Annotated in this window: 16 protein-coding genes; 5 read left to right on the top strand and 11 right to left on the bottom strand. The window is 46.8% G+C overall.

Annotation, left to right across the window (positions count from 1 at the left end; all coding sequences use genetic code 11):
• Nucleotides 1–132 precede the first annotated feature (132 nt).
• Complete coding sequence (locus Q365_RS0104970) at nucleotides 133–552, bottom strand: hypothetical protein (RefSeq protein WP_211254241.1); 420 nt, start codon at nucleotides 550–552, stop codon at nucleotides 133–135.
• Between the two features lie 298 nt (nucleotides 553–850).
• Here Q365_RS0104970 and Q365_RS0104960 point away from each other — a divergent pair, with 298 nt between their 5' ends.
• A complete protein-coding gene (locus Q365_RS0104960; RefSeq protein WP_245621497.1) occupies nucleotides 851–3,862 on the top strand; it encodes a methyl-accepting chemotaxis protein in 3,012 nt (1,003 codons plus the stop codon).
• 24 nt (nucleotides 3,863–3,886) lie between these two features.
• Here the strand turns inward: Q365_RS0104960 and Q365_RS0104955 are convergent, their stop codons facing one another.
• The 5 genes from Q365_RS0104955 to Q365_RS0104930 all read right to left on the bottom strand — a co-directional run bounded on the left by Q365_RS0104955 (nucleotide 3,887) and on the right by Q365_RS0104930 (nucleotide 9,348).
• Entirely contained in the window at nucleotides 3,887–5,215 is a 1,329-nt protein-coding gene (locus Q365_RS0104955) for a sensor histidine kinase (RefSeq protein ID WP_028022298.1), read from the bottom strand.
• A gap of 47 nt (nucleotides 5,216–5,262) precedes the next feature.
• Nucleotides 5,263–5,934: a response regulator transcription factor gene (locus Q365_RS0104950; RefSeq protein ID WP_028022297.1), complete on the bottom strand. Its 672-nt coding sequence runs from the start codon at nucleotides 5,932–5,934 to the stop codon at nucleotides 5,263–5,265.
• Nucleotides 5,935–6,085: 151 nt separating this feature from the next.
• Nucleotides 6,086–7,453 carry an N-acetylglucosamine-specific PTS transporter subunit IIBC gene (nagE, locus tag Q365_RS0104945; protein WP_028022296.1) on the bottom strand — a complete coding sequence of 456 codons (1,368 nt, stop codon included), beginning with the start codon at nucleotides 7,451–7,453 and terminating at the stop codon, nucleotides 6,086–6,088.
• Nucleotides 7,454–7,776: 323 nt separating this feature from the next.
• On the bottom strand, nucleotides 7,777–8,592 hold the full coding sequence (locus Q365_RS0104935; protein WP_028022295.1) for an alpha/beta fold hydrolase: 816 nt from the start codon (nucleotides 8,590–8,592) through the stop codon (nucleotides 7,777–7,779).
• Nucleotides 8,593–8,892: 300 nt separating this feature from the next.
• A complete protein-coding gene (locus Q365_RS0104930; RefSeq protein WP_028022294.1) occupies nucleotides 8,893–9,348 on the bottom strand; it encodes an Lrp/AsnC family transcriptional regulator in 456 nt (151 codons plus the stop codon).
• Between the two features lie 200 nt (nucleotides 9,349–9,548).
• Here Q365_RS0104930 and Q365_RS0104925 point away from each other — a divergent pair, with 200 nt between their 5' ends.
• Entirely contained in the window at nucleotides 9,549–10,526 is a 978-nt protein-coding gene (locus Q365_RS0104925; RefSeq protein ID WP_051563764.1) for a DMT family transporter, read from the top strand.
• A 28-nt stretch (nucleotides 10,527–10,554) separates the two neighbouring features.
• On the opposite strand, the gene Q365_RS0104920 is transcribed toward Q365_RS0104925, so the two are convergent.
• The gene (locus tag Q365_RS0104920; protein WP_028022292.1) at nucleotides 10,555–11,211 is read right to left on the bottom strand and encodes a glutathione S-transferase; all 657 of its coding nucleotides are present in this window, start codon (nucleotides 11,209–11,211) and stop codon (nucleotides 10,555–10,557) included.
• Nucleotides 11,212–11,390: 179 nt separating this feature from the next.
• Between Q365_RS0104920 and Q365_RS0104915 the strand changes: the two genes are divergently transcribed.
• Entirely contained in the window at nucleotides 11,391–13,643 is a 2,253-nt protein-coding gene (locus tag Q365_RS0104915; RefSeq protein WP_028022291.1) for a peptidase U32 family protein, read from the top strand.
• A gap of 773 nt (nucleotides 13,644–14,416) precedes the next feature.
• Nucleotides 14,417–15,991, top strand: coding sequence for a calcium-binding protein (locus Q365_RS0104910; protein WP_028022290.1), 1,575 nt, complete (start codon nucleotides 14,417–14,419; stop codon nucleotides 15,989–15,991).
• Between the two features lie 462 nt (nucleotides 15,992–16,453).
• Here Q365_RS0104910 and Q365_RS0104905 read toward each other — a convergent pair whose 3' ends face one another.
• From Q365_RS0104905 to Q365_RS0104895, 3 genes are all read right to left on the bottom strand, one after another.
• Nucleotides 16,454–17,089, bottom strand: coding sequence for a YdcF family protein (locus tag Q365_RS0104905; protein ID WP_028022289.1), 636 nt, complete (start codon nucleotides 17,087–17,089; stop codon nucleotides 16,454–16,456).
• Between the two features lie 144 nt (nucleotides 17,090–17,233).
• Complete coding sequence (locus tag Q365_RS0104900) at nucleotides 17,234–18,529, bottom strand: ABC1 kinase family protein (protein WP_407637569.1); 1,296 nt, start codon at nucleotides 18,527–18,529, stop codon at nucleotides 17,234–17,236.
• A 238-nt stretch (nucleotides 18,530–18,767) separates the two neighbouring features.
• Nucleotides 18,768–19,100 (bottom strand): zinc ribbon domain-containing protein YjdM, encoded by a 333-nt coding sequence (locus Q365_RS0104895; protein WP_035024523.1) that lies wholly within the window; start codon nucleotides 19,098–19,100, stop codon nucleotides 18,768–18,770.
• A gap of 461 nt (nucleotides 19,101–19,561) precedes the next feature.
• Between Q365_RS0104895 and Q365_RS0104885 the strand changes: the two genes are divergently transcribed.
• The gene (locus Q365_RS0104885) at nucleotides 19,562–21,196 is read left to right on the top strand and encodes a methyl-accepting chemotaxis protein (RefSeq protein ID WP_028022286.1); all 1,635 of its coding nucleotides are present in this window, start codon (nucleotides 19,562–19,564) and stop codon (nucleotides 21,194–21,196) included.
• A 143-nt stretch (nucleotides 21,197–21,339) separates the two neighbouring features.
• Here Q365_RS0104885 and Q365_RS0104880 read toward each other — a convergent pair whose 3' ends face one another.
• Nucleotides 21,340–22,491 (bottom strand): patatin-like phospholipase family protein, encoded by a 1,152-nt coding sequence (locus Q365_RS0104880; protein WP_028022285.1) that lies wholly within the window; start codon nucleotides 22,489–22,491, stop codon nucleotides 21,340–21,342.
• Between the last annotated feature and the right edge of the window lie 108 nt (nucleotides 22,492–22,599).

Here is a 22,599-nt window from a genome sequence, read left to right as displayed (position 1 = left end):
CAAAGGAAGAAGGAAACGCGAAGTGACAAGTAGCGAGACGAGAGATGAGAAACGAGAGATGGAGAGTGAAAATGAAAATGAAGGTGAGAGATGAAAGATGAGCCCAGAATATTGGGCTCAACATAAATGTCGTTATTGAAGCGCTGAAGATTGCTTCACCAACTTCTTAATCGTTGTCATCAAATCTTCAGGATTCGCATAAGCGTAGTAGTTCACCACAACCTTTTGAGCACCTGCGGTGATCACTATCGAAAAGTCATTTGATTTCCATTCCGTCACGTCTACCCAATGAATCTTGGTTTTCCCTTTCGAAATAAACGTATCGTTCACCACCGTGTTCTTTGAATCAAAGACCCAAAACAGCACCACGAATATGGCGATAAAGGCCATCACACCGTAGAGCAGAGCTTTCAATGGGCTAATTTGCTCGTCAGCGAACACAAGTTGCAAGTTAAACACCGCAAAAGCGACACCGACCATCAGAATGACAAATGACAGTGGCTTGTTCAGCACTGCCACATTTTTTGTTTCATTAGCCACTTTTTCGCGCACTTCCAATGTTCACTCCTTAAAACGTCAACGCGTTGTACAAAACATCATCACCCAAAGCACAGGTATCGAGCAACGGCTTAGAAAAATTCACCCAAGCACCAAAACATGCGGGGTGCAGCAGCCATCACTAGTGCCTTTGAGTATGAAGTGAGACTAAACGGAATTATATCGCTAGGCAACGCCTTCCTGATACAGAGTGTGTTAGCAAGTATGTTGCTTACAATTCATCAGCCTATCGTGCCTAACGAACTACACAGCATAGCGATTCCTTTCTACACTCTTAACAATGATACAGACAATGCTAGGGCGGACTAACACTGTGCTTGAAACATGGATGCAGAAATTTGAAAACTTTGCGCTGGTAAAAAAACTTACCGTCATTCTTTGCCTCATTGGCCTTGTGCCCACCGTCATCACCGCTGCCATCGGCTTATACAGTTCTTGGTCATCCATGGAGGCCGAGAAAAGCGACGCGCTTCAAGCCATCGCACATTTAAAAGGTGACGCGCTAAAAGGCTACTTCGAAAACAGCAATCGCGTGATTGAAAGCATTGCCCGCAGCCCGATGACGAGAGCTGCCGCCCCTGCACTCAACAATTCCTATGAACTGTATAGGGAGTTGAAGCCAGAGCAACTCCCCGACATACAGAAATATTACAAAGAAGCGTTTCTCGCGAACTACGAATCGCGGACGGGCGAGACGTTTGATATCGACAGCGTGATTAACAACCTTGATGCGAAAACACTGGCGTTTCAATACAACTATATCGTGAAGAACCCAAACCCATTGGGCGAAAAGGATGGATTACGCCAAGGCGGAAAACAAGAATACGATTATGCACACCGCCGTTTTCACGCTGACTTTCGCGACTATGCCAAAGGCTTTGGTTTCTACGATATTTTCTTAGTCGATTTATCCACGGCAAATGTGGTCTATTCGGTCTTTAAAGAGGTGGATTACGCCACCAATTTAGACACAGGTCCTTTTGCCGATTCAGGGCTGGGGCAGGCATTCTCCATGGTACGCGATCAACTCGCAGACGGACAAACCAATACAACAGCATTTGTGGATTACCAGCAATTCGCCCCTTCTTACAACGCCCCCGCCAGTTTCATTGCCGCTCCCGTTTACAGCAACGGTGTTCCCGTTTCTGTCGTGATTGTTCAACTTCCCATCAGCCAAGTTTCTGCAGTGATGAGCGCAGACTATGGGCTGGGCACAACGGGCGAATCTTTCGTGATTGGCCCTGATAAACGTTTACGATCCAATACTTTTCATAATGACTCGCTTACCGTCGAGAGTTCATTCAGTGACAACCTCACTCTGGACACCGACGCTATTAATGCGGCATTGCTCAGTCAAACCAGCGAGCCTATCGCAGCTCTTCACGGTGACAACTACCAAGGTGAATCTACCCTCACCCTTTATCAAAAGGTCAAAATAAGCCCAGATGTTGAATGGATTGTGCTGGTAGAGCAAAGCGCAAGTGAAGCCCTATCGGCCGTTTATACCTTGCAAGTGATCTACCTTTTTGTGGTCATCATCATGGTGTCTTTGGTGCTGTATACGGCCAAGACCTTTGGTCTACGGATCTCTCGCCCCATACAAGATTTGTCGGCCTTTATCCTTTCGTTGCGCCAACATTGGAACTTCTCAAGCCGCGCCGATGTGCATAGCAAAGATGAAACCGGACAAGCGGCCGAAGCGCTCAACACTATGCTTGCCTCGCTCAATGGTGCTGTAGGGTGTATTTCCAACACCATGACTGGTTTATCTCAGGGAGATTTTTCACAGCGTGTCGATACCGACATGGCAGGCGACCTCTTGGTGTTGAAGAAAAGTATCAATGAATTTGCCCACAAAATTGAAATCACCGTCGAAGACATCGGAAACGTCATGGCGAAAATCGAGCAAGGTAATTTTGAAAGCCGCGTCGTGACCGATGCTCAAGGCCAATTGGCGACGCTGAAGCATCAAGTCAACAGCTCCGCAAGCACCACAGCTGCGTTTATCGCTGACGCCAAAACCGTCATGGGGGCGCTGGAAGTGGGCGACTATAACCGTCGCATGACCGCACCTGCTGCAGGTGATTTGGCTTCTCTGAAAGAGTCCATTAACCAGTCCATCGACAACACTGAAGGGATTATCGTCAATATCTGTGACGTAATGGCATCGATGAGTGAAGGTCAGTTTGGACAAACCGTAGCGCTCAACGCGCAAGGGAAAATGAATGAAATGAAACTGGCCGTCAACGGCGCATCCACGTCTACTGGCGCAGTGTTCAACAATATCGTTTCTGTTATGGAGCAAGTATCAAACGGCAATCTATCGGCACGCTGTAGCACTGACAATGTCTCGGGAGACTTGCTGCAATTGGCCACATCGGTGAACCAATCCGCTGAAAACATTGAGCATGTTCTCACTCATACCCGAGAAGTGCTCGACCAGTTAGCTCAGGGGAACTTAACAGACAATTTCTCATTGGAAGTCAAAGGTGACTACCAAACATTGAAGTCTGGCATCAACCAAACCATCTTAAGTTTGGCTGACATGGTTCACGAAATCCAAGGAACGGCGTCCACTGTCACCCATCAATCAGAAGAAACCTCTGCCGAAGTGCTTGGGCTCAATCAACAAATAGATACTCAGGTCAAACACCTCAAGGATGTATCCACACTCATGCGTGCCATGCGCAGTAACATTGATGAAGCTCTCGACCATGCCAACGTATCAGTTACGGTGTCACAAAAAGCACTGAGTCATGCGAAAGAAAGTGAAGCGTTGGTCAAACAAATTGACGCCGCCATGGTGTCGATTACTGACTCTAGCCGGAAGATGCAGCAAATCATCAGCACCATTGAAGGCATCGCTTTCCAAACCAACTTGTTGGCACTGAATGCCAGCGTGGAAGCCGCTCGCGCCGGTGAACAAGGGCGAGGATTCTCAGTGGTAGCCGCCGAGGTGCGTAACCTTGCTCAACGAAGCGCTGACGCAGCAAAGGAAATCTCCGCGCTAATCACTGAGTCCGATGAACGTATTGTTGTGGGTGTCGAGCAAGTGAATTTGTCTGGTGACTTGCTAAAAAAAATCACCGATTCAAACAACGAGGTGTGCGCCAACTTCGACCGAGTGAACATCTCCATCAAAGCGCAATTTGAAAGGGTTAATGACGCCTCTCAGGGGGTAGAGGGTGTTGGCGATAGCATTCAACAAAGTGCAAAAACGCTCCATCGAATTAACGACAACATGGATGGCGTTAGCGGACAGGCTGAAAACCTCAATACGATGATTGGGCGGTTTAAGTATTAAATAGGCATCTTAGTGGCGTTTGATTTACGTTTGCACTTGCCTAAGGAGCAAACGGGCTCTTAGACCCGGCGCATTGTCGGATAAAACAATGCGCCCGCCATGCAGTGTCGCCACCGAATTGACAAATGCGAGCCCCAAACCGAAACCGGTACTTGTTCGGCTAGGATCTAAGCGCACCAATTGATCAAGCACACGAATTTTATCTTTATCAGCAATGCCTGGGCCATTGTCCGCAACCACGATGCCAAAGCAATCTGAAACGATCTCAATCTCTCCCCCATCAGGCGTGTATTTATTGGCATTGTCGAGCAAATTACATATCGCCCTAAATAACAAATTACGGTTACCCTCGACCAAACAAGGTATGTCACAGCGATAGCTCAATCGCTGGTTTTTCTCCTTCACGCATGGCTCCAAAAAATCGATAACATCTAAAATGATAGGTTTTATATCAACGGGTTCGAGAGCTACGCTATGTCGTCCATGACCGAGATTGTATAATTCCATCATGCCGCTGAACGTATCGATTAGATGGTTGAAATCCTGCTGCACATAATGCAACTCACTTTCCACTGCTGGCGCTAAATTGTCTTGTCCCAACAAGGTTTCAATCCTGAGTTTCAACCGTGACATAGGCGTTCGCAGATCATGGGCAATATCTACCGTGAGCGAACGTAAGCGCGATTCGTTTTTCTCCATTTGATCTAGCATGGTGTTTAAGTGAATAGCCAGTAAATCAAACTCATCAGTCGCGGCGCTGACTTTCAAACGAACGCCTCGCTCGCCGCACATCACTTTATTCATGTTCTGATTAACGTTGTTCAGCCGGTTTAATATATTCAGCGCAAACCAAACCGCCGCAACAAAAACACCCATAAATGGCAAGAATGTCGCCCATAGAAAGCGAACATTTAAGTTATTCTGGAATTGCTGATAAACCCCATCACTGATCCCGATCACTAGCGGCGTACCGTCTTTTAATACGACTTTCGTTGCTCGCATACCTAAGGGTTGCCGGACCGATTTAATATTGGCAATCCGAGGGTAATCAGGAATAGGAGCCACCTCATTGCTTGGGTCGGGTTGAGACAAGTGATAGTAATACAGACTGCTTTGTTGTCGAGTTTCGATGCTTTCAATGATGGTATTGGTATCAGTGACGGCGGCCAACTGAGCAATCAGTTCACTTTCTTGCCGCAACAAATCGTCCAAACTTTGTTGATACGTTTGCAATGAATTTTGGTAAAGCTGTTGCATCAATAGGCTCATCACCAAAAACAGCCCACCACCAAACCAAAGCAAAAGCTTTAATATGCTGGAACGATAGAGCACATCGCTACTAATGACGGCCATTGTTCACCTTTCTATGAACAATCAAGGCCAATACAGTGAGGCTCAAGTTAGCGAATAACATAGCCCGCTCCTCGCACCGTCTCTATTAAGTCATTGGCACCCGCTGCTTCCAGTTTTTTTCGAAGATTAGCAATATGTACATCTATCACATTCGTTTTAGGGTCAAAGTGATAATCCCATACCGCCTCAAACAAACGCATTCGCGATACCACTTCGCCCGCATGGTCCATTAAGTAGTGCAACAAAATGAACTCCTTGTTTTGCAACTTTAATGGTTCTCCCTTCACATCCACCTTATGACTGCGTAGATTCAAACGCAGCGAGCGGATAATCAATTCATGCTGTAATGGCGATGCTTGATTCTGGCGGCGTAAAATACTGTTTACCCTCGCCAATAGCTCCACCAATGCAAACGGTTTGGTTAGATAGTCATCACTGCCGGCGCTTAAACCCGCTACTTTATCTTCAATGCTGTCCATGGCGCTGAGAATGATTACGGGCGTCGAGATACATGCTGCGCGTAATGCGGAGAGGATTTGCATACCATTAAGTTCCGGCAGCATGCGGTCAAGAATGATGAGTTGATATTCAGAACTGGTCGCCATCATTAATCCTTCACGACCTTGAGCTGCTTCATCCACAACAAAGCCCTCTTGTGTAAGCGCAGTAGCAATGAATGTCCGGGTGGTGACATCATCCTCGATCACCAATATTTTCATGTTTGCCGCCTTTCGAAATTCGATCCCAACCTGTTCGTAACCATATCATTTAAAATAAAAAAATGGCCAGAGTGTGGCCATTTGACTTAGGGGGGGAACATTTGGCTACTGCAAATGACTTTCGCGATAGCCAAAATTTTGTGACGATGATTCAGGTGTGAATCGTTTTCATTTCTCCAGCAACTATCTCAGCCATCGGCCCAAGAATAACTTGGAGATTCTTATCACCAACATGAACCACGGCCTTTGCACCCAGAGCTTTGAGTTGTGGCTCATCAATGATGTTTTTATCATTAACGGTTAAGCGTAAGCGCGTAATACACGCATCAATGTGAGTGAGATTGGTCTTTCCGCCTAAGGCCTTGATGTAGTCGTGCGCCAATTGTGAACTATCAACATCGCTATTCGCCATCACCATCGTTGTGTCTTCTCGACCGGGCGTTTGAATATCGAATAGACGGATAGCCAGCATAAACAAGCTGTAATATGCCAATGAAAACGCCAAACCAAGAGGAACCAACATCCATGCATTTTTCGCTGACGGCGCGTTAAAGAACAACACGTAATCAATCAAGCCTGCGGAGAAACCAAACGACATATGAATATCGAGCGCCGCTGCGATAACCAGAGATACCCCCGTTAAAACGGCATGGATAAAGTACAACACTGGTGCCAAGAACATGAAGGTGTATTCAATCGGTTCAGTGATACCCGTTAAGAATGCCGTGAAGGCTATACTTAGCAGCATCCCACCGACCGCAGGACGGTTTTCTTTGCGAGCACTGTGGTAAATCGCCAAACACGATGCAGGTAAGGCAAACATGAGGATAGGATAGAAGCCAGATAGCATTAGCCCTGCACTCGGATCGCCAGCAGCAAAGCGCAGCATTTCACCCGTCACACCGTTGTATTCCCCCATCACGGTCCAAACGATGCTATTGATAATGTGGTGCAGCCCCACGGGAATCAGCATGCGGTTAATAAATCCGTAGCCAAATTTCCCACCTATTTCACTGTCGAGCATCCAATAACTAAATGCATCTATACCAGCACTAATCGGTGGCCAAATAACACTCATCAGCACGGCCAATAAGAGTGCACATACGCCAGTCACTATCGGTACGAAACGTTTTCCACCAAAAAATCCGAGGAATTCGGGTAATCGAATGTTGTGATATTTATTAAATAGCTCGCCAGCAAGCACCCCGACGATCACCCCACCAAACACTCCAAGGTTCAGCTCAGGATTTAGCACCTGAAGTGCTTCCGTTAAAATGTAGTAACCCACCATGCCAGCAATAGCCGCTGCCGCATCAGTGTTTTTGCTTAACCCTGCTGCAATTGCTGCTGCAAACAAGATTGGCATGTGTGAGAAAATGGCACTACCGGCCGCCTCTATAAATGGCATGCCAAATACATCGGGTTGCCCCAGCCTTAACAGCAATCCCGCGACAGGTAGCGTGGCAATAGGCAGCATGAGCGCCTTGCCAAGCCGTTGTAAATATCCCATTACATTCATTATGTTGCTCCTTTATGCTATGTCGGTATCAAGCATAAAAAAGTCCGGATTAAGCCATGCTTTCGTGAAGATTAACTCTACTTAATGTTCGAGTTTTAAGTGAATTTTTGCGATGTATGCAACGGAGTCCAAGCGTAAAGAGACTCGAATTGGGCTTGGGGGCTTGGGGGCTTGGGGGCTTGGGGGCTTGGGGGCTTGGGAGTTTGCCTGATACAAAAAAGCACTGGGTGATTACTCTCACACAGTGCTTTTTGTTATGCGCCGAGCGTATTGACCTAGCGCAGTCTTAGCGATTCTGAAGCAAGAAGGAACATAGTCAGCATTTAGCCAATAATCTTCGCAAGGAAACGCATCAAAGCCTCATTCACACGCTCAGGCTGTTCAAGATTACTGATGTGCCCCGCTTTGGGGATCAACACAAACTCGCTGCCATCAATTGCATCATGCAGGAGCATCGATTCTAGCGGCGGGCGGGGTTTGTCTTCAGCGCCAACCATGATCAAGGTAGGAAGCGTCAGCTGTTCGATATCATCAAAGGTATCGCGACGGTCAAATTCCATGCGCGCGACGTGTACCATCTGTTTCGCTCTCTCACCAGATACGCCCGCCAACATGGCTTTGAAATCAGACACGAGAGAAGGGTTATCTTGCTGTGCATGGCTAGAAAAGAATAAAGCGCTGAAGGTATCAATCATCTCTGACGGCACACATTCTTGCTGTTCGATGTTATCAAGCATGGCGACGTACCTTGCCTTGGCAACTTCAGGTTCGTATCCAACGAATGTGTCCATCAACACCAACGCGTTCACACGAGTCGGAGCTGTCAGCACTAATTCTGTTCCCCACATTCCGCCCACCGCCAAGCCCACCAGCGCAAATTGATCGATGTCCAGCTTGTCCATCAAGCAAAGCACATCGTTAGCATAATCAATCAGGGACGTTGTCGTATCAGGCGCAGCGTCAGATTGCCCGTGCGCCCAAAGCTCAGGCACAATGCAGCGATACTGTTTGCTGAGTGCATCAACCTGAGGCTGCCACATGCTGCTATCCATCAAATAGCTATGGCCGAACAATACAACAGGGCCTTCACCCACGTCTAAATACGACATGTTTCTGCCGTTTATCTGAATCTTTTGCATTTTAAATCCCTGTTCGTTTCTTTCGTGTACGCCAGCGGCATGAAAGCTACCAAAAAAGGATTGGTAGAAACGTCATACAACTTGCACAACAGCCATCACAATGGCCGCTAGAGTACAGAATATCTAACGCTAAAACATCTTTATCCATTGAGATTGGCGAGCTTTGTATCGATAAAACCGCTGCCTTCTATGATACGGAGCCTGTTGCCAAGAATGGTGTGACATCCGTTAAACACAGATGCGTCGTTAAACATAGATGTGTAGTTGAACGTAGATGTGTAGTTAGGCATAGATGTGTAGTTAAACGTAAATAGGCAGCGTGCCGCGATCTTTGACCTTCCGTATCGCTAACTGAGTGTGAATATCCTTCACGTTTTCCAGACATTGCAGCTTGCGAGTAAATTGTTCATAGCCAATCAAATCTTTGGCGACCACCTCAAGCAAATAATCATACGTGCCGGATACCACATGGCAGCTCACCACCTCTGGCATGTCACCAATGGCTTGCTCAAAATCATCAACCGACGTGACTTGATGATTGTTCAATCTCACTTCAACAAACATGGTCATCGCAATACCAATTTTGTCGCGAGACAGCGAAGCGTGGTATCCCGCGACAATGTTGTCTTTCTCCAGACGTTTTATTCGCCTCGCGCAGGGTGAAGCAGAAAGCCCAACAAGATCTGCCAGCTCTGCAGTTGTCAGCCTCGCGTCTTTTTGCATGAGAGCCAGAAGTTGCTTATCAATACGGTCCATAATGATTGCGCCGATTTTTATCAAAATAGGATTAAACATTAGCGGAATTAGTCAATCTGAACTGATAAATGGCTCAAACTTGCCTCCTAACACCACAAAATCTGCCAGATAATAGTGTCTTCGGATCACCTGCAGCAATGGATCGCTTAATGGCAACACAATCTCATGATTCTGATACGCCTCACTCGGGCAAGATCAACATGCCCACCAACGACACGTTATCAAGCGCCCACGTTTCGAAAAACCGCGTGATGGGCTATCTCGCCATGTTTGCCACACTGCTGGTTTGGGCCAGCTTCTTTCTATCGCTCAAAGGCGGCGCGAATGCTGAACTATTCCCCGCAGATCTCGCGTTGATGCGCTTTCTTGTCCCCGCCATGCTGCTGCTTCCATTTGTCTACAAAGCCCGTCGCCAGATCGCAATCATTCCACGTCGGTATTTGCTTGGCATGTTTATCGGTAGTGGGTTGCCCTATTTACTGGTAGCGAGTTCCGCCATGCAATATGTGCCCGTTTCTCATGGCAGCGCGCTGGTTCCGGGCACGTTGCCCCTGTTTGTTACGGCGATTGCTGTGGTGTTGTTTAAACAACCGCTAAGTTCACATCGCATTACGGGTTTAGCGGCCATCGCTATTGGAACCGCATTGTTTTTGGCAACAAACATCGGTGAGACCTACGATTGGTCACAATCTAAAGGTCATGCTTTGTTTTTGATGGGAAGTGCAATGTGGGCGACGTTTACCATTTGCGCTCGCGTCGCCAACCTTGATGCATTGGCGTGTTCGGGCATATTGGCCATCTTTTCTTGTCTGATACTCGTCGTTGCTATCAGTGCTGACTGGTTACCCAGCGCGCTAAGTAACACGCCGCTCGTCGATTGGCCGTGGAAAGAGGTGTTGGTTCATACGTTACTGCAAGGCGTGGGAGCAGGAATTGTTGCGTCCTGTACCTACTTATATGCTGTGAAACGTTTAGGGGCAGAGCGAAGCGCGGCGTTTGGCAGTGCGACTCCCGTCATTGCTACCCTACTTGCTATCCCCATCTTTGGCGAACAGCCTGATGCGATGACGATGCTGGCGCTGATCTTTGTCTGCTTAGGGAGTGTGGTCGCGAGTAATATCTTTTTGAAGCAAGATGCATCTATGGGCTATCAGCCGCCTTGTCATCAAAATAGATAAAGGGGAAAGACACCAAAGCTAAGGCCTACTAAACTAGCGCACCAAAAAAAATAGGCTCATCATTCTTGTTCCACTTGGGGTAACTCACCATTGCTTTCGAGAACGTAGGATCATCGTAGTGTTTAACCAGCCAAGCGCGTAGATAAGGTAACGGCGCTTGCGCGTACCAACGTTTGTCGACCCGAGAGAACTGGCGAATGAGCGGGAGAATTGCGTAATCGACCAAGCTGGGCTGTTCGCCCATGATGTAGGCATGCTGGGACAGCCTTTGCTCTATAGGCCCCAGCCATTTACAGCACTCATCGCGAAACGCTATTTTGTTGTCATCACGATAGCGAGAAGCCGCGCGGTACTTTTGCAAAGCGCCAACAAATTCGACGTCATGACGTTCAATCAACTCACGCATGATAGGCAGTTGAGTGCTGTCGTGAGAATACAGCAAGTTGTTTGGATCAGATTGTTTTAGCGCCCAGACCATCACATCAAGGCTTTCATCTATCACGCTTCCATCAGCCAGCTCTAACACGGGTACTGTGCCTTTGGGCGAGATGGCGAGCATCTCTTCGGGCTTATTGTTCATATCAATATCGCGCAGAATCACGGTCTGGCCTGCATGCAAAATGGCTAAACGGCTGCGCATCGCGTACGGGCATTGTCTCAGTGAATAAAGGATAGGTACGGTCATGATGATAGGCTTAACAACGAACGAATAAATCCATAATAACTGAAGGAAAAACGGGATTCACCCCAATTCATATATGATCTGAATCAACAAAACCCTAATGAGTGGCAATGAAAGCGTGAGGCGAGTAGAATGCCTGCTCGAAAAAATGATCAACAAGAATCGAAGTGAGCAGTTTCACAATGAGTAGAAAAATTGAATTATTGGCACCTGGTGGTGATGTAGAAGCGATCAAAGCGGCCATCGTAGCTGGGGCAAATGCCGTTTATTGTGGCCTAGATATTTTTAACGCCCGTAACCGTGCATCCAATCTTTCATTTGATGAGTTGAATGGCGTTCTGCGACTCGCTCATGAATACGGTTGTGAAGTCTTTCTGACGCTGAACGTGGTTATTCTTGAGCACGAAATCCGCTCACTCGTGAAGTTACTCAATCAACTCGTTAATACGACGCTTGATGGTATTATTGTTCAAGATCTCGGTGTCTTTAACCTGATCAAAAAGCATTTCCCAACGCTAGATGTTCACGCCTCCACGCAGTTAACCACGCATAACGAAGGTCAGCTCAAATTCCTGTCCCAAATCGGGGCTTCTCGCGTAAACCTTTCTCGCGAACTCAACATTGATGAAATCAAAGAAATGACCGCAGTGGCGCATGAACATAACATGCTCACTGAAGTATTTGTTCACGGTTCGCTGTGTATTGCTTTCTCTGGTCAATGTTATTCAAGCTCCGTCAGTGTGGGTAACTCTGGCAACCGTGGTCGTTGTAGCCAAGCCTGTCGTGATGAGTACGAAGTGACCAACGTTGGCACCAAGTACCCTCTGAATTTGAAAGATAACTCCGCATACTTTGACCTCCCAGAATTGGTCGACGCGAAAGTTGATTCTTTAAAAATCGAAGGCCGTATTAAGGGTGCTCACTACGTCTATACCGTGGTTGAAAACTGGCGCAAGAACATCAACAAATTCGTTGAAACTGGCGAGCTATATGAAGATGACTCCAACCTTCACAAAGTGTTTAACCGCGGTTTAACCAACAAGTTTTTGAAAGGCAATTTGACCCGAGATATGTTCATCGACAATCCTCGTGATAACAGCGTGAACCACGCTGTTGAACAGAGAAATGCGATTGACGTGGTTCAAATTCAAGATGTGAGAACAGATCTCTATAACGACAAGAATGCGATAGGCGAAACACTACGAGAGAAAGTAGAAACGCTGAGCATTGATAAAATTGCCGTCACCATCTCGTTCAAAGCGGCATTGGGTGAACCTCTCGTTGTTGTCGTCACGCCAAGTAACAACGTGCACGATACCTTTTCAGTGCAATCAACCGCTCTATTGAGAGAGGCTGGCGAAAAGGCAATCACGTCAGCAGAACTCGAAAAGCGCTTCAAAGGTGTGATCAACCCTAACTACGAATTACTTGGTTATGATTTCTCTGAGTTGGCTGACAACTTAGTGGTTCCTTTCCGTGAAATCACAGAAATGAAAGATCGCATCGCGTTCCTATTAAATGGCTCACGAGATCTCATTAAACACGTAGAAGTGCCAGCCTTCCCGCAACACGCGAAAATGGAAGAAAAGCCCAAGCTATCAATGCTTATCGCTGACACTGCCGATTTGAACGTGTGCGATGTCACTGACGCTGACATCTACTTTAAGTTGCCAGAGAGCTTTAAGAAGCGTGATAGAAAATACATCAATATCTTCTTAGAAAACCCGCGCTTGATCCCTTGGTTCCCAGCCGTTCTTATCGGTAAAGATTACGATGAAGCAGTAAAAGTCCTCGAAGAGGTCAAACCGGCGCGCATCGTGACCAACAATACTGGTATTGCTTACAAGGCCTTTGAAATGGGTATTGAATGGGTGGCTGGCCCATTCCTCAACACCACAAACTCACATGCCCTAGTGACCCTGAAAGAGTCACTGAACTGTGCTGGCGCGTTTATTTCGAACGAGATAAACAAAGTGCAAATGAAGCAAATCCGTCGTCCTGAAAACTTCAAATTGGCGTACAGCATTTATCACCCAATTTTGATGATGACGAGCCGCCAGTGCTTCTTCCAACAAACGGTAGGATGTAACAAGCCAGCGATTGAAGCGGGCTGTATGTTGCGATGTGAGAAAGCGACGACCATTACCAATGTGAAAGGTATTTCGTTTGCGGTTGATAAACAAAAAGGTGGCTACCCGAGCATCTACAACCACGAGCAATTCTTGAACATGGATGCCGTCACTGATCTTTCTTACCTGTTTGATGAGTTCTTTATCGATTTAACCAACATCGGTGGTGGCTCTAAAGAACAAGCAGACAAGATTGAGCTCGTTAAGCACTTCGAGAAACTGGTCAACGGTGACATCAGCGTTCGCGAAGAATTGTTTACCATGGTGCCAATCAACACAAACGACCAATACCAGCAAGGTTTGTAAGCGGAACGCTTAGCTAACATTGCTGATAGAAAACACAAAGCCGCGATGATAAATCGCGGCTTTTTTTGTTTCTGATGAATCGCCTTAGGATAAATTGCCTCCTGGCGCTCAATCCAACCCCCTTCCCACCTAGAACAACCCATTAGGGCCATATCTTTATATTTCAGTGCCAAGCTGCGTCAAAAGAGTTTTCATAGACTCGGTGTTCATGGTATCTGCCAGAGGATGAAGAGTGCCTAGATTCTCCTCATCAACAACATTCGCGATCACAATTTAATGCACAATTAACCATGCATTTGGGTGTCAGTTATTCATACAACCCATAAAGCCAACAAGGGACAACCTCGAACTCCATACACACTAAACTCTAGTTTTCTTGGCTCCCAAACAAGCAGAATAATGGCGATTAACAAGGAAGTGAGCCCTTTTAACATATTGTCTTTCCCCCTCTTTATTGGCACTTACATTAAACCGTACTACATGCTTTAAGAAGAATATGCTCACACTTAAATAAGACTATTTTCCATATTCCACTTAATTAACAGCCTATCCCTTGTCATAGAAAATTGTACATTTACATTCTGCCTATGTACTTGACCAGAATGTCGTCGGTCTTCTCAGTACATTCTCACTCAACACAACATAAAACATCGGCCACACGGCGAATAACCGCATCACGATCTTATCGTGGTGGCGAACATAAAAGGTGTTGGGAATTTTAATGAATGTCAGTTGCAGAGCTTCGACTCTATCTATACACAGGGCAATGAAAAATGGCTTCTATTATTGGTACCGACCAAAACGATACACTGAATGGCACCTCTACCGACGACACCATCTATGGTTTAGCGGGTAACGATGTTCTCAATGGTGGTGATGGCAATGATGTCATTATTGGGGGGGAGCTAGCCAACGGCGCCTCGCCAAGCTCAAGAAACACTGATGGCACATATGATGTAAGCAATGGCGACACATTCAATATCAGCCTATCGAATTTCACTAACGACACTGAATTCAATAACTCAATCGGATATTTTCTCCTCGATAGCAGCGGAAACATCCTCAAAGCGGAAGTGCTGGCGTCGAATGCACAAACCGCGACCATCGCCAATGATTATGACGTGGATACTCAAGGTGCAACGTCTCTGAGTCTGTTCCTTATTCCGGATGGCGCCTCACAGGGCTTTGTTGATGGCGAAGTCACCTTGGATATTTCTGGTCAGGTTCCTATTGTTGCTCAAGGTCCGATTGAATCGATCGTTTACGTTTCTCAAGCAAACGAAAACGGCGATGGGCAAGACCATGAGCTAATCGATGGAGATACTAGTATCTGGGATGATCGCTGGAATCTAGGCAGCGGGGATTTCGTCGATACAACGTTTGATATTTACGTCAATCAATTCCTTCCAAACCAACCTGATGACGATACTATTTCAGCTGAAGGCGGTGATGACATTGTCTATGGTGGACTTGGCGAAGACACGATCTCAGGTGGCGAAGGAAATGACCTTATCTTCGGCGGACGTGGTGACGACCAACTAAGCGGTGATGCCGGTGACGACGACCTTCGAGGTGGTCTTGGTAATGACAGCTTAGATGGCGGAGATGGTAACGATATTTTGCACGGCAAAGCCGGAAATGACACCTTAGACGGCGGTGCTGGCGATGACCAGTTGTTCGGCAGTGCTGGCAGCAATACATTACTGGGGGGAGCAGGTAACGACTATCTGTTTGCCGGCAACGGACACAACAACACACTCGATGGTGGCACAGGTGTTGACAGTTATCGTGGCGGAATTGGTAGTGATACGCTTATCTTCGATGTGAATGACTTCGATGGCAGCACATCTACCAGTTCAACTGGCCGTGAAGTCAATACGAAGGTTTACGCTGCGACAACCAGCTTTGACATTGTCAAAGTAAATGGTGATGTTCATGCCGATTTTACAGGTGAAGCATATCAATCAGACGCCAGCATCAAGGGCAATGTCATTTCTGGTGTTGAAGCCGTCATTGGTGACACAGGAGATCAAACCGTTACCGTTAATGAACATGCTATCTTTGCACAATCTGATGACATCGATCGTAGCAATTGGGATGGCTTTGTTGCGTATTTTGGAGAGGGTGACGACACACTCAACCTTGTTGGCACAAACTGGAGCTATGAGGCTGCAGGCACCTCCAACGCCGACATTTCTCCAGAGATGCTGCTACAAATGGGATTAACGTCGGTTGAAGCCGCCGATCTACAAGCGTACGTTTTTACTAAAGACTCAGATAGTAGTGCTCAAATTACCGTCTGGACCGATGCTGAGCATGTGACGCAATCTGGTATTGATATCGTTTAATCAACAACGTTTGGTTATAGCTTTAATAAAAAATGAAAACGGCCCTTCGAGGGTCGTTTTTTGTCATGATTGAATAAAACGGAAAACTGTTAAGGTACTCAAATAAAATTTAATATCGAAGTTCAAACTTGACGCCACAATGTTCGATAATTGCTGGGTAATCAATATCAAAAAATCCATCCACTAAACAATGAGCAGCCATATCAATGGGCTATGATCGAATATCAAAGACTTGCACATACGGTAGGGCTGGGCGAATTATGAAGGGATCCTTCAGACTTCGATTAAGCCCGCTTCTTTCGCTCATATTTTCTTAAGCGCTAACAAAGCTTCCCTTAAGAAGCTTTGTTAGCGCTTAAGAAGCTTTCAGGTTGAACATTCGCCTGCTCGCAAATTTTTTCATACTCGATAGAGTTTATAGCGCCGTTTTATATGGATATTACAGAGTATCCCCCGCAGCATTCACCACAAACCCTGCTTTTTGATTTCGTTATACGCTGCGGTCACGTGTGCAGGAATGGTTTGTTCGATTTGAAAGCCTTGGGCTGGGTAATCACGTACGCGCTCGAAATCAGAAACCGTGGCTTCTGCCACCATATCAAACGGAATATCTTCGGTTGGGTATTCCACCAGCGAGATCGGTGGGGACGTCACCAAAATAGAGTCGCATTCGCTCGGCCATTGCTTGACGAAAGTCGCGTAGGCGCGGCGTTCCATGAACGGTTTTTGTACAAGCAGCATCTTTTTAAAATCTAGCCCTTTTTCTCGCATCAACTTATGAGAAAAGGTCACGTTTTCACCCGTGTTAGTGGCTTGCGTTTCCAATATCAAAGCCGACTCAGGCACGCCTTCATCAATCAGTACCTCGGCAAAGGTTTCAGCCTCGGTTTTCTCAAACTGATCTTGCGTGAATCGTCCAAATCCACCTGACACCATGATGTATTGGGCAAAGCCTTGTCGATATAGAGCAGCAGCATATTCTGCAACGCGTACATCGTTACTGCCCAAAACGAAAATACAATCTGAGGGCTGTGGAGCATGACCAAGTTGATGATAATCCCATAGGGTTTCGAGGTGATGATAGATGCGACTTGGCATAAATGAATTCCATATGTTGAGGTAACTTCACTTTGGCCTCTCCTCTGTATTTTTTCAAAACAGGGAAACCAAAAGTTTGAGGCTAAGCCTATATTCTACCTGCTACACCCATATGACAAGATGAAAAATATCAAAGAGATGAGGCTAGCCAACCTGCTTGGGTATATGTGTCGGAGGTGTTTGCCATTGATAGGGTTTGAAGGCAGCTCTTATATCCACCTGCGCATTAAGCCTTGCTGCTAGCAAAAATAAACCTCCTATCTTACGGTGCAAAAACAATGCATCGGCTGGAGGAGTGTGCCAATAACCTTGCTCCATGCTGAGCGCCATGCCTGCATCATGAATCCGGCTACCAAGGTCAGTGTTACCGAAGTCATACGCCCCGTCATATTGCATGGGTTCACATGCTGTCATCACCATATTGACCACGGCGTCTTTCTGGGCAGGGAAAATATGGTCACTGAAGAAGCCAATTTGTGCCATAGCATCACTTACGCCTTGACGGTCATTGCGAATCGCGAAGGTCAGCAACTTTTGATAACCCCGACTGATGATGTCGTTGTATCGACGGGTTGCGCCGAAATCAAGCAAGACAAGCTTTTGCGTCTCTTTTTGGTATAGGTAGTTAGCAAAGTTAGGGTCAGTTTGCACCAGCTTAAATTCAAAGACTTCTTTGAACAAAAGCTCAAACAAGTCCGTTACCAGTTTGTTTCTCTGATCTTGTGGAATGTCGTGCAGGGTTTCAATGGGGTCACCTTTCTCGAAGCTCATGGTCAGGATCGACGGCGTGGTGAGCGCTTTGTATACCTTAGGTACGATGAACCGCTTATCCCCCTGAAGATGGTGATAAAACGCGTCAGCCATCTCGGCTTCTAATTCATAATTGGCTTCGTCGTGCAGTTGTTTCTTCGCCTCTTCGAGCAGGCTTTTGTAGTCCACTTCCTTAGGAACGAGCCCTGTCAGCCGCAGCAAGGTAACAACATTGTCCACATCGCTACTGATACTCTTTTTGATACCAGGATATTGCACTTTAACCGCCAGTTCTGACGCGTCGTCACCATAGGCAAAATGCACTTGCCCGATGGATGCGGCGGCAAGGGGCTTGAAAGTGAATGAGATAAAGTGCTTTTGCCAATCTTTCCCCCACTCCGTTTCCAAAACATTGGCGAGCTGTTTTGCCGGCATAGGAGCAGCATCAGAACGCAGCTTTGCAAGTATGTCTGTTAGCTCTTTGGGCAGCGCGTCTCCCGTGTCCATACTCAGCAATTGGCCGACTTTCATGGCTGCACCGCGAAGTTGCGCGAGCTGGTCGGTAACACTGGCGATGTTCTTTGGCGTTAACAGAAGCTGTTTGGCGGAAGGTCGTTTCCCAGACAGGAGTTGTTTTGCACCTTCTGCCGCCATATTGGTCGCGACCTTGGTAACAACAGAGCCAAACATGCCGACACGACTGAGTCGGTGGCTCGGGATTTTCTTTCCATCATTGCTGCTATCGTTGTTCGCCACACGGCCTCCAGTTTGTTAGATCGGTATGATTCATTCTCCAATACGAGTTCGAGTGAGAATCGTTCACTCTCACGCCATTCTATACCCAAGTAACCTTTCGTTTTCTAAACCGCAGGCATAAAAAAACCGCGCATGCATCGCAGCGCGGTTTTTTCAGTTCAGTTTGTGTCAATTACACTTTTTTCACGAACTCAGATTTCAGCTTCATTGCGCCGACACCGTCGATTTTACAATCGATATCGTGATCGCCATCTACTAGACGGATATTCTTAACTTTTGTACCCACTTTAACCACCAGTGAAGAACCCTTCACTTTCAGGTCTTTGATAACAGTAACAGTGTCACCGTCTTGCAGGACATTGCCGTTCGAATCTTTGATGATTTTTACATCTTCATCTGCAGAAGCATCTTGTGACCACTCGTGACCACACTCAGGACATACATATAGTGCGCCATCTTCGTAGGTGTATTCAGAGTTGCACTGCGGGCAATTTGGTAAAGACATGATGATTACCTCGGTTCACATGGGTAAAGAGGGCGGTAGTCTAAACCAATCGGTCAAGGACGGGTAGCGCCAAACATGATAAGCACCCACTTTTTATGGGATTATAAATTCAATCATCAAATTTGGTTACCAAGCCGATTTCTAAAGCCTACATTTCATCGACATTTTCCCACATTACACCAACAAAGATCCCCCATCAAGTCGCCTTAGTTCACATTTATCAAATGACATAATTTGCAATAAAAAATTCACAGGCCGAATCAATGACAACTGTATCAGCCTGCAGCCCTTTCGCTGCCTGATTGTCCATTAATTCACACATTCATTCTTCAATTCATTACCGCATTCACCGATTCAAGTGTTCGTTTTAATTCCTAGCAAGACGATGCGCGAGTGCTACATTCAATACAGATAATTTCCATTTTATTTAGTGAGTTAACTATCACTTAAGGACGACGATTATGAATGCCCTGTCGATTAGGCAACGGTTATCGCTCATCATTGCCATTGCTGTGCTGTCTTTGGTTTCAGTCACCACCATCTCCCTTGTTCTAAAAAGGGACAACATGATGGATGAACGCAAGAACCAAATTCAAGTATTAGTCGAAACCGCACAAAGTTTGGTCTCACGCTATTATCAACAAGCGCAAAATGGCGAGATCTCGATGGAGCAAGCCAAGCAGCAATCCATCAATGCGCTCGACGCAATGCGTTATGGCGAAAATGGCTACTTCATGATTTATAGTCTGAACTCAGACATGATCCATCACCCAATCTCAGCCAATCTGATCGGCAGAAATTTAGTTGATTTGAAAGATGTGAATGGTGTCTACATCATTCGTGATCAAGTAGACATGGCCAAGAACGGCGGCGGATTCGTCACCTACCATTGGAAAAAGACTGGCCAAGACGATACACCTTATCCAAAAGTGGCTTACTCACTGCCCTTCTCTCCTTGGGGCTGGGTATTGAATACGGGATTGTATGTGGATGACGTCGACGCAGTGTTCTACCAAGACGTGCAACGACTGCTGCTGCTCGTCGGTGCGATTGCCTTGGTTCTGATCGCCATCTCAGTCACCATAGCGACAAGTATCACCACACCAATGAGTCGCCTGCAAGGCTTGTTGCAAGATGCTGAACGAAACCTCGACTTAACTGTACGCTTCCGCCCTCAAGGTAAGAACGAGATTGCCGATTTAGGCCGCGCGTTTAATAACCTGATGAATGCCTTTGAAGAGACGTTGACCAGCATTGCGTCTGGAGCCAACCACCTCAATAACGAAGTCGCAAAGCTCGAAAACCTGTCTGACCACATTGTGGGCGCGTCGACACGTCAATCAGAAGACACAGGCAGTATTGCTGCTTTGGTTGAAGAGTTTGCTGCCAGTATTAACACCATATCCCATGACGCAGACACCATGAAATCGCTCTCCAACGCCAGTGGGATTCAAGCACAGGCTGGCGCCAGCAGTATGCAGCGCACCATTGCCAACATGGACCAAATGTCGGAAAAATCCCAGCGTTCCAGTACCGCAGTGTCCGAACTTGATCAGCATTCTAAGGAGATTGAGGGCATTATCAGTGTGATCAATGACGTCGCGGAACAAACCAACTTGCTTGCACTGAATGCTGCCATTGAAGCTGCTCGAGCAGGCGACCAAGGCCGAGGCTTTGCGGTAGTTGCTGACGAAGTACGAAACCTCGCGGTACGAACATCTGATTCTACCAAGCAGATTGCATCGACCATTCAAGAGCTTCGCTCGGGTATCGAAACCACTGTCAGCCATATCGAAGACAGCGTGCTAGTGGTGAATGACAACATGTCGCAAACCCACTCAGCGGAACAAACGGTTCGAGAGATGCATCAGAAATCCCAAGATCTGATTAATATCATCGAAGAGGTGTCACGCTCGCTGCACGAACAATCCCAAGCCAATCAAGAGCTCGCACATCGTATTCAAGATATTGCAGACATGGCCAATAACAACCACCAATCCGCGTCTGATGTACAAGGATCGGCGCGTGAAGTGAATGGTCTTGTCAGTCAGTTCCAACGCTCTGTAGGACGCTTTAAGTTGTCGAAGGCGATATAGCAAAGATTCTCCACATTATCGCGATTGATCCTCGCGATATACCACTGCCCTGTGAGAGAAAGTGAAAAGCCCCATTTCTGGGGCTTTTTGCGTTAGTCATCAGCGTGTTTTGGTTATACCCAAACACGCTGAGGGTGTTCAATTTAAGAGGCTTTGTCCAACGCCTTTCCTTGTGGCTTATCTTGCGTATTGTTCTCTAACCAACTTCCATCACGATGGCGACGGTAGAAATGCGCCGGTAATCCTTCGTTGTCTTGTGTCCAAGGTGATTCAGCAATGGCTTGCTTCATGTCTGCGTAGCCACTGTCACGACGCAAACGAATAGAACGGCGAGAGAACTCTGCATCGCTGAGCGGAATATGGCCTTGAAGCGGATCAAACGTGATATGTACGATATCGATCTTCTTACCGACATTCAGCGATGTTTTGTCAGGAACTTGCTGGCTCGCAACAATATCGGGTGACGTTGCCAAGATCTGGTCAAGGTTACGTTTAGCCACCAAGGCTTCGATATGCTCGCAGGAACGGCTGGCATATTGAATTTCCTTCTCACGCCACAGCACTTCACTCATGGTTTGTGGTAACTCTCCATTGGCATTCCACAAATCCACCATGAAGATCAATAAGTCTTCGTCGTCAGCCAGATCCAAAATGCCGTTCAGGGGCGTATTCGATACCACGCCGCCATCCCAGTAATGGTCTTCACCAATTTGGGTCGCGGGGAAGCCAGGTGGCAATGAACCACTCGCCACTGCATGAGCAGGCTCAATAGTGTCAGTTTTGCTATCAAAAAAGACCAACTCGCCGTCGGTGACGCGTGTCGCCCCGACGGTTAAACGCGCTTCGCCTTTATTGATCATGTCAAAATCAGCGAGATCACTGAGTGTTGAAAACAGCGGCGTTGTGTCATAGAAGCTGGTCGCGCCTTCGCCTGCAGGCGCAAGCCATGGGTTGACTGGACGCGGGGTAAAAAAGTCAGGCTGACCAAACATCAGCGCTTGCTGTGCGCTGGCACTGTTGAATGCTTGTGCAAAGAACGGAGGGATCTCAATATCTGTGCCTGGGCGAGAAATACGTTCCCAGAATGTCTCAAGCTGACCAAGTCGTTTATCCGGCGTATTCCCCGCGAGTATCGCCGCGTTGAGCGCACCAATCGAAATACCAGCAAACCAGTCAGGCGTGAAACCTGCTTCCGTCAGTGCTTGATAAGCACCAATGTGATAAGCCCCTAGCGCCCCACCACCTTGCAATACCAAGCATACCGTTGGTTTTTTCTTTTTACGTGTCGTCGCCATGTTGTTTCCTTAATCGTATAAAGGGAAATTCTCAAAGTCTGATTTCATCGTTAGCGGTTTTTCGTCTGATGTTGTTATAGACCAATAAACCAGACATCATGGTTAAGA

Origin of the sequence: Enterovibrio calviensis DSM 14347 (genome assembly GCF_000621165.1) — a bacterium.
Classification (GTDB): Bacteria; Pseudomonadota; Gammaproteobacteria; order Enterobacterales; family Vibrionaceae; genus Enterovibrio; species Enterovibrio calviensis.
The sequence above is the reverse complement of the archived record's forward strand: the minus strand, read 5'-3'. Positions and strand labels throughout refer to the sequence as shown.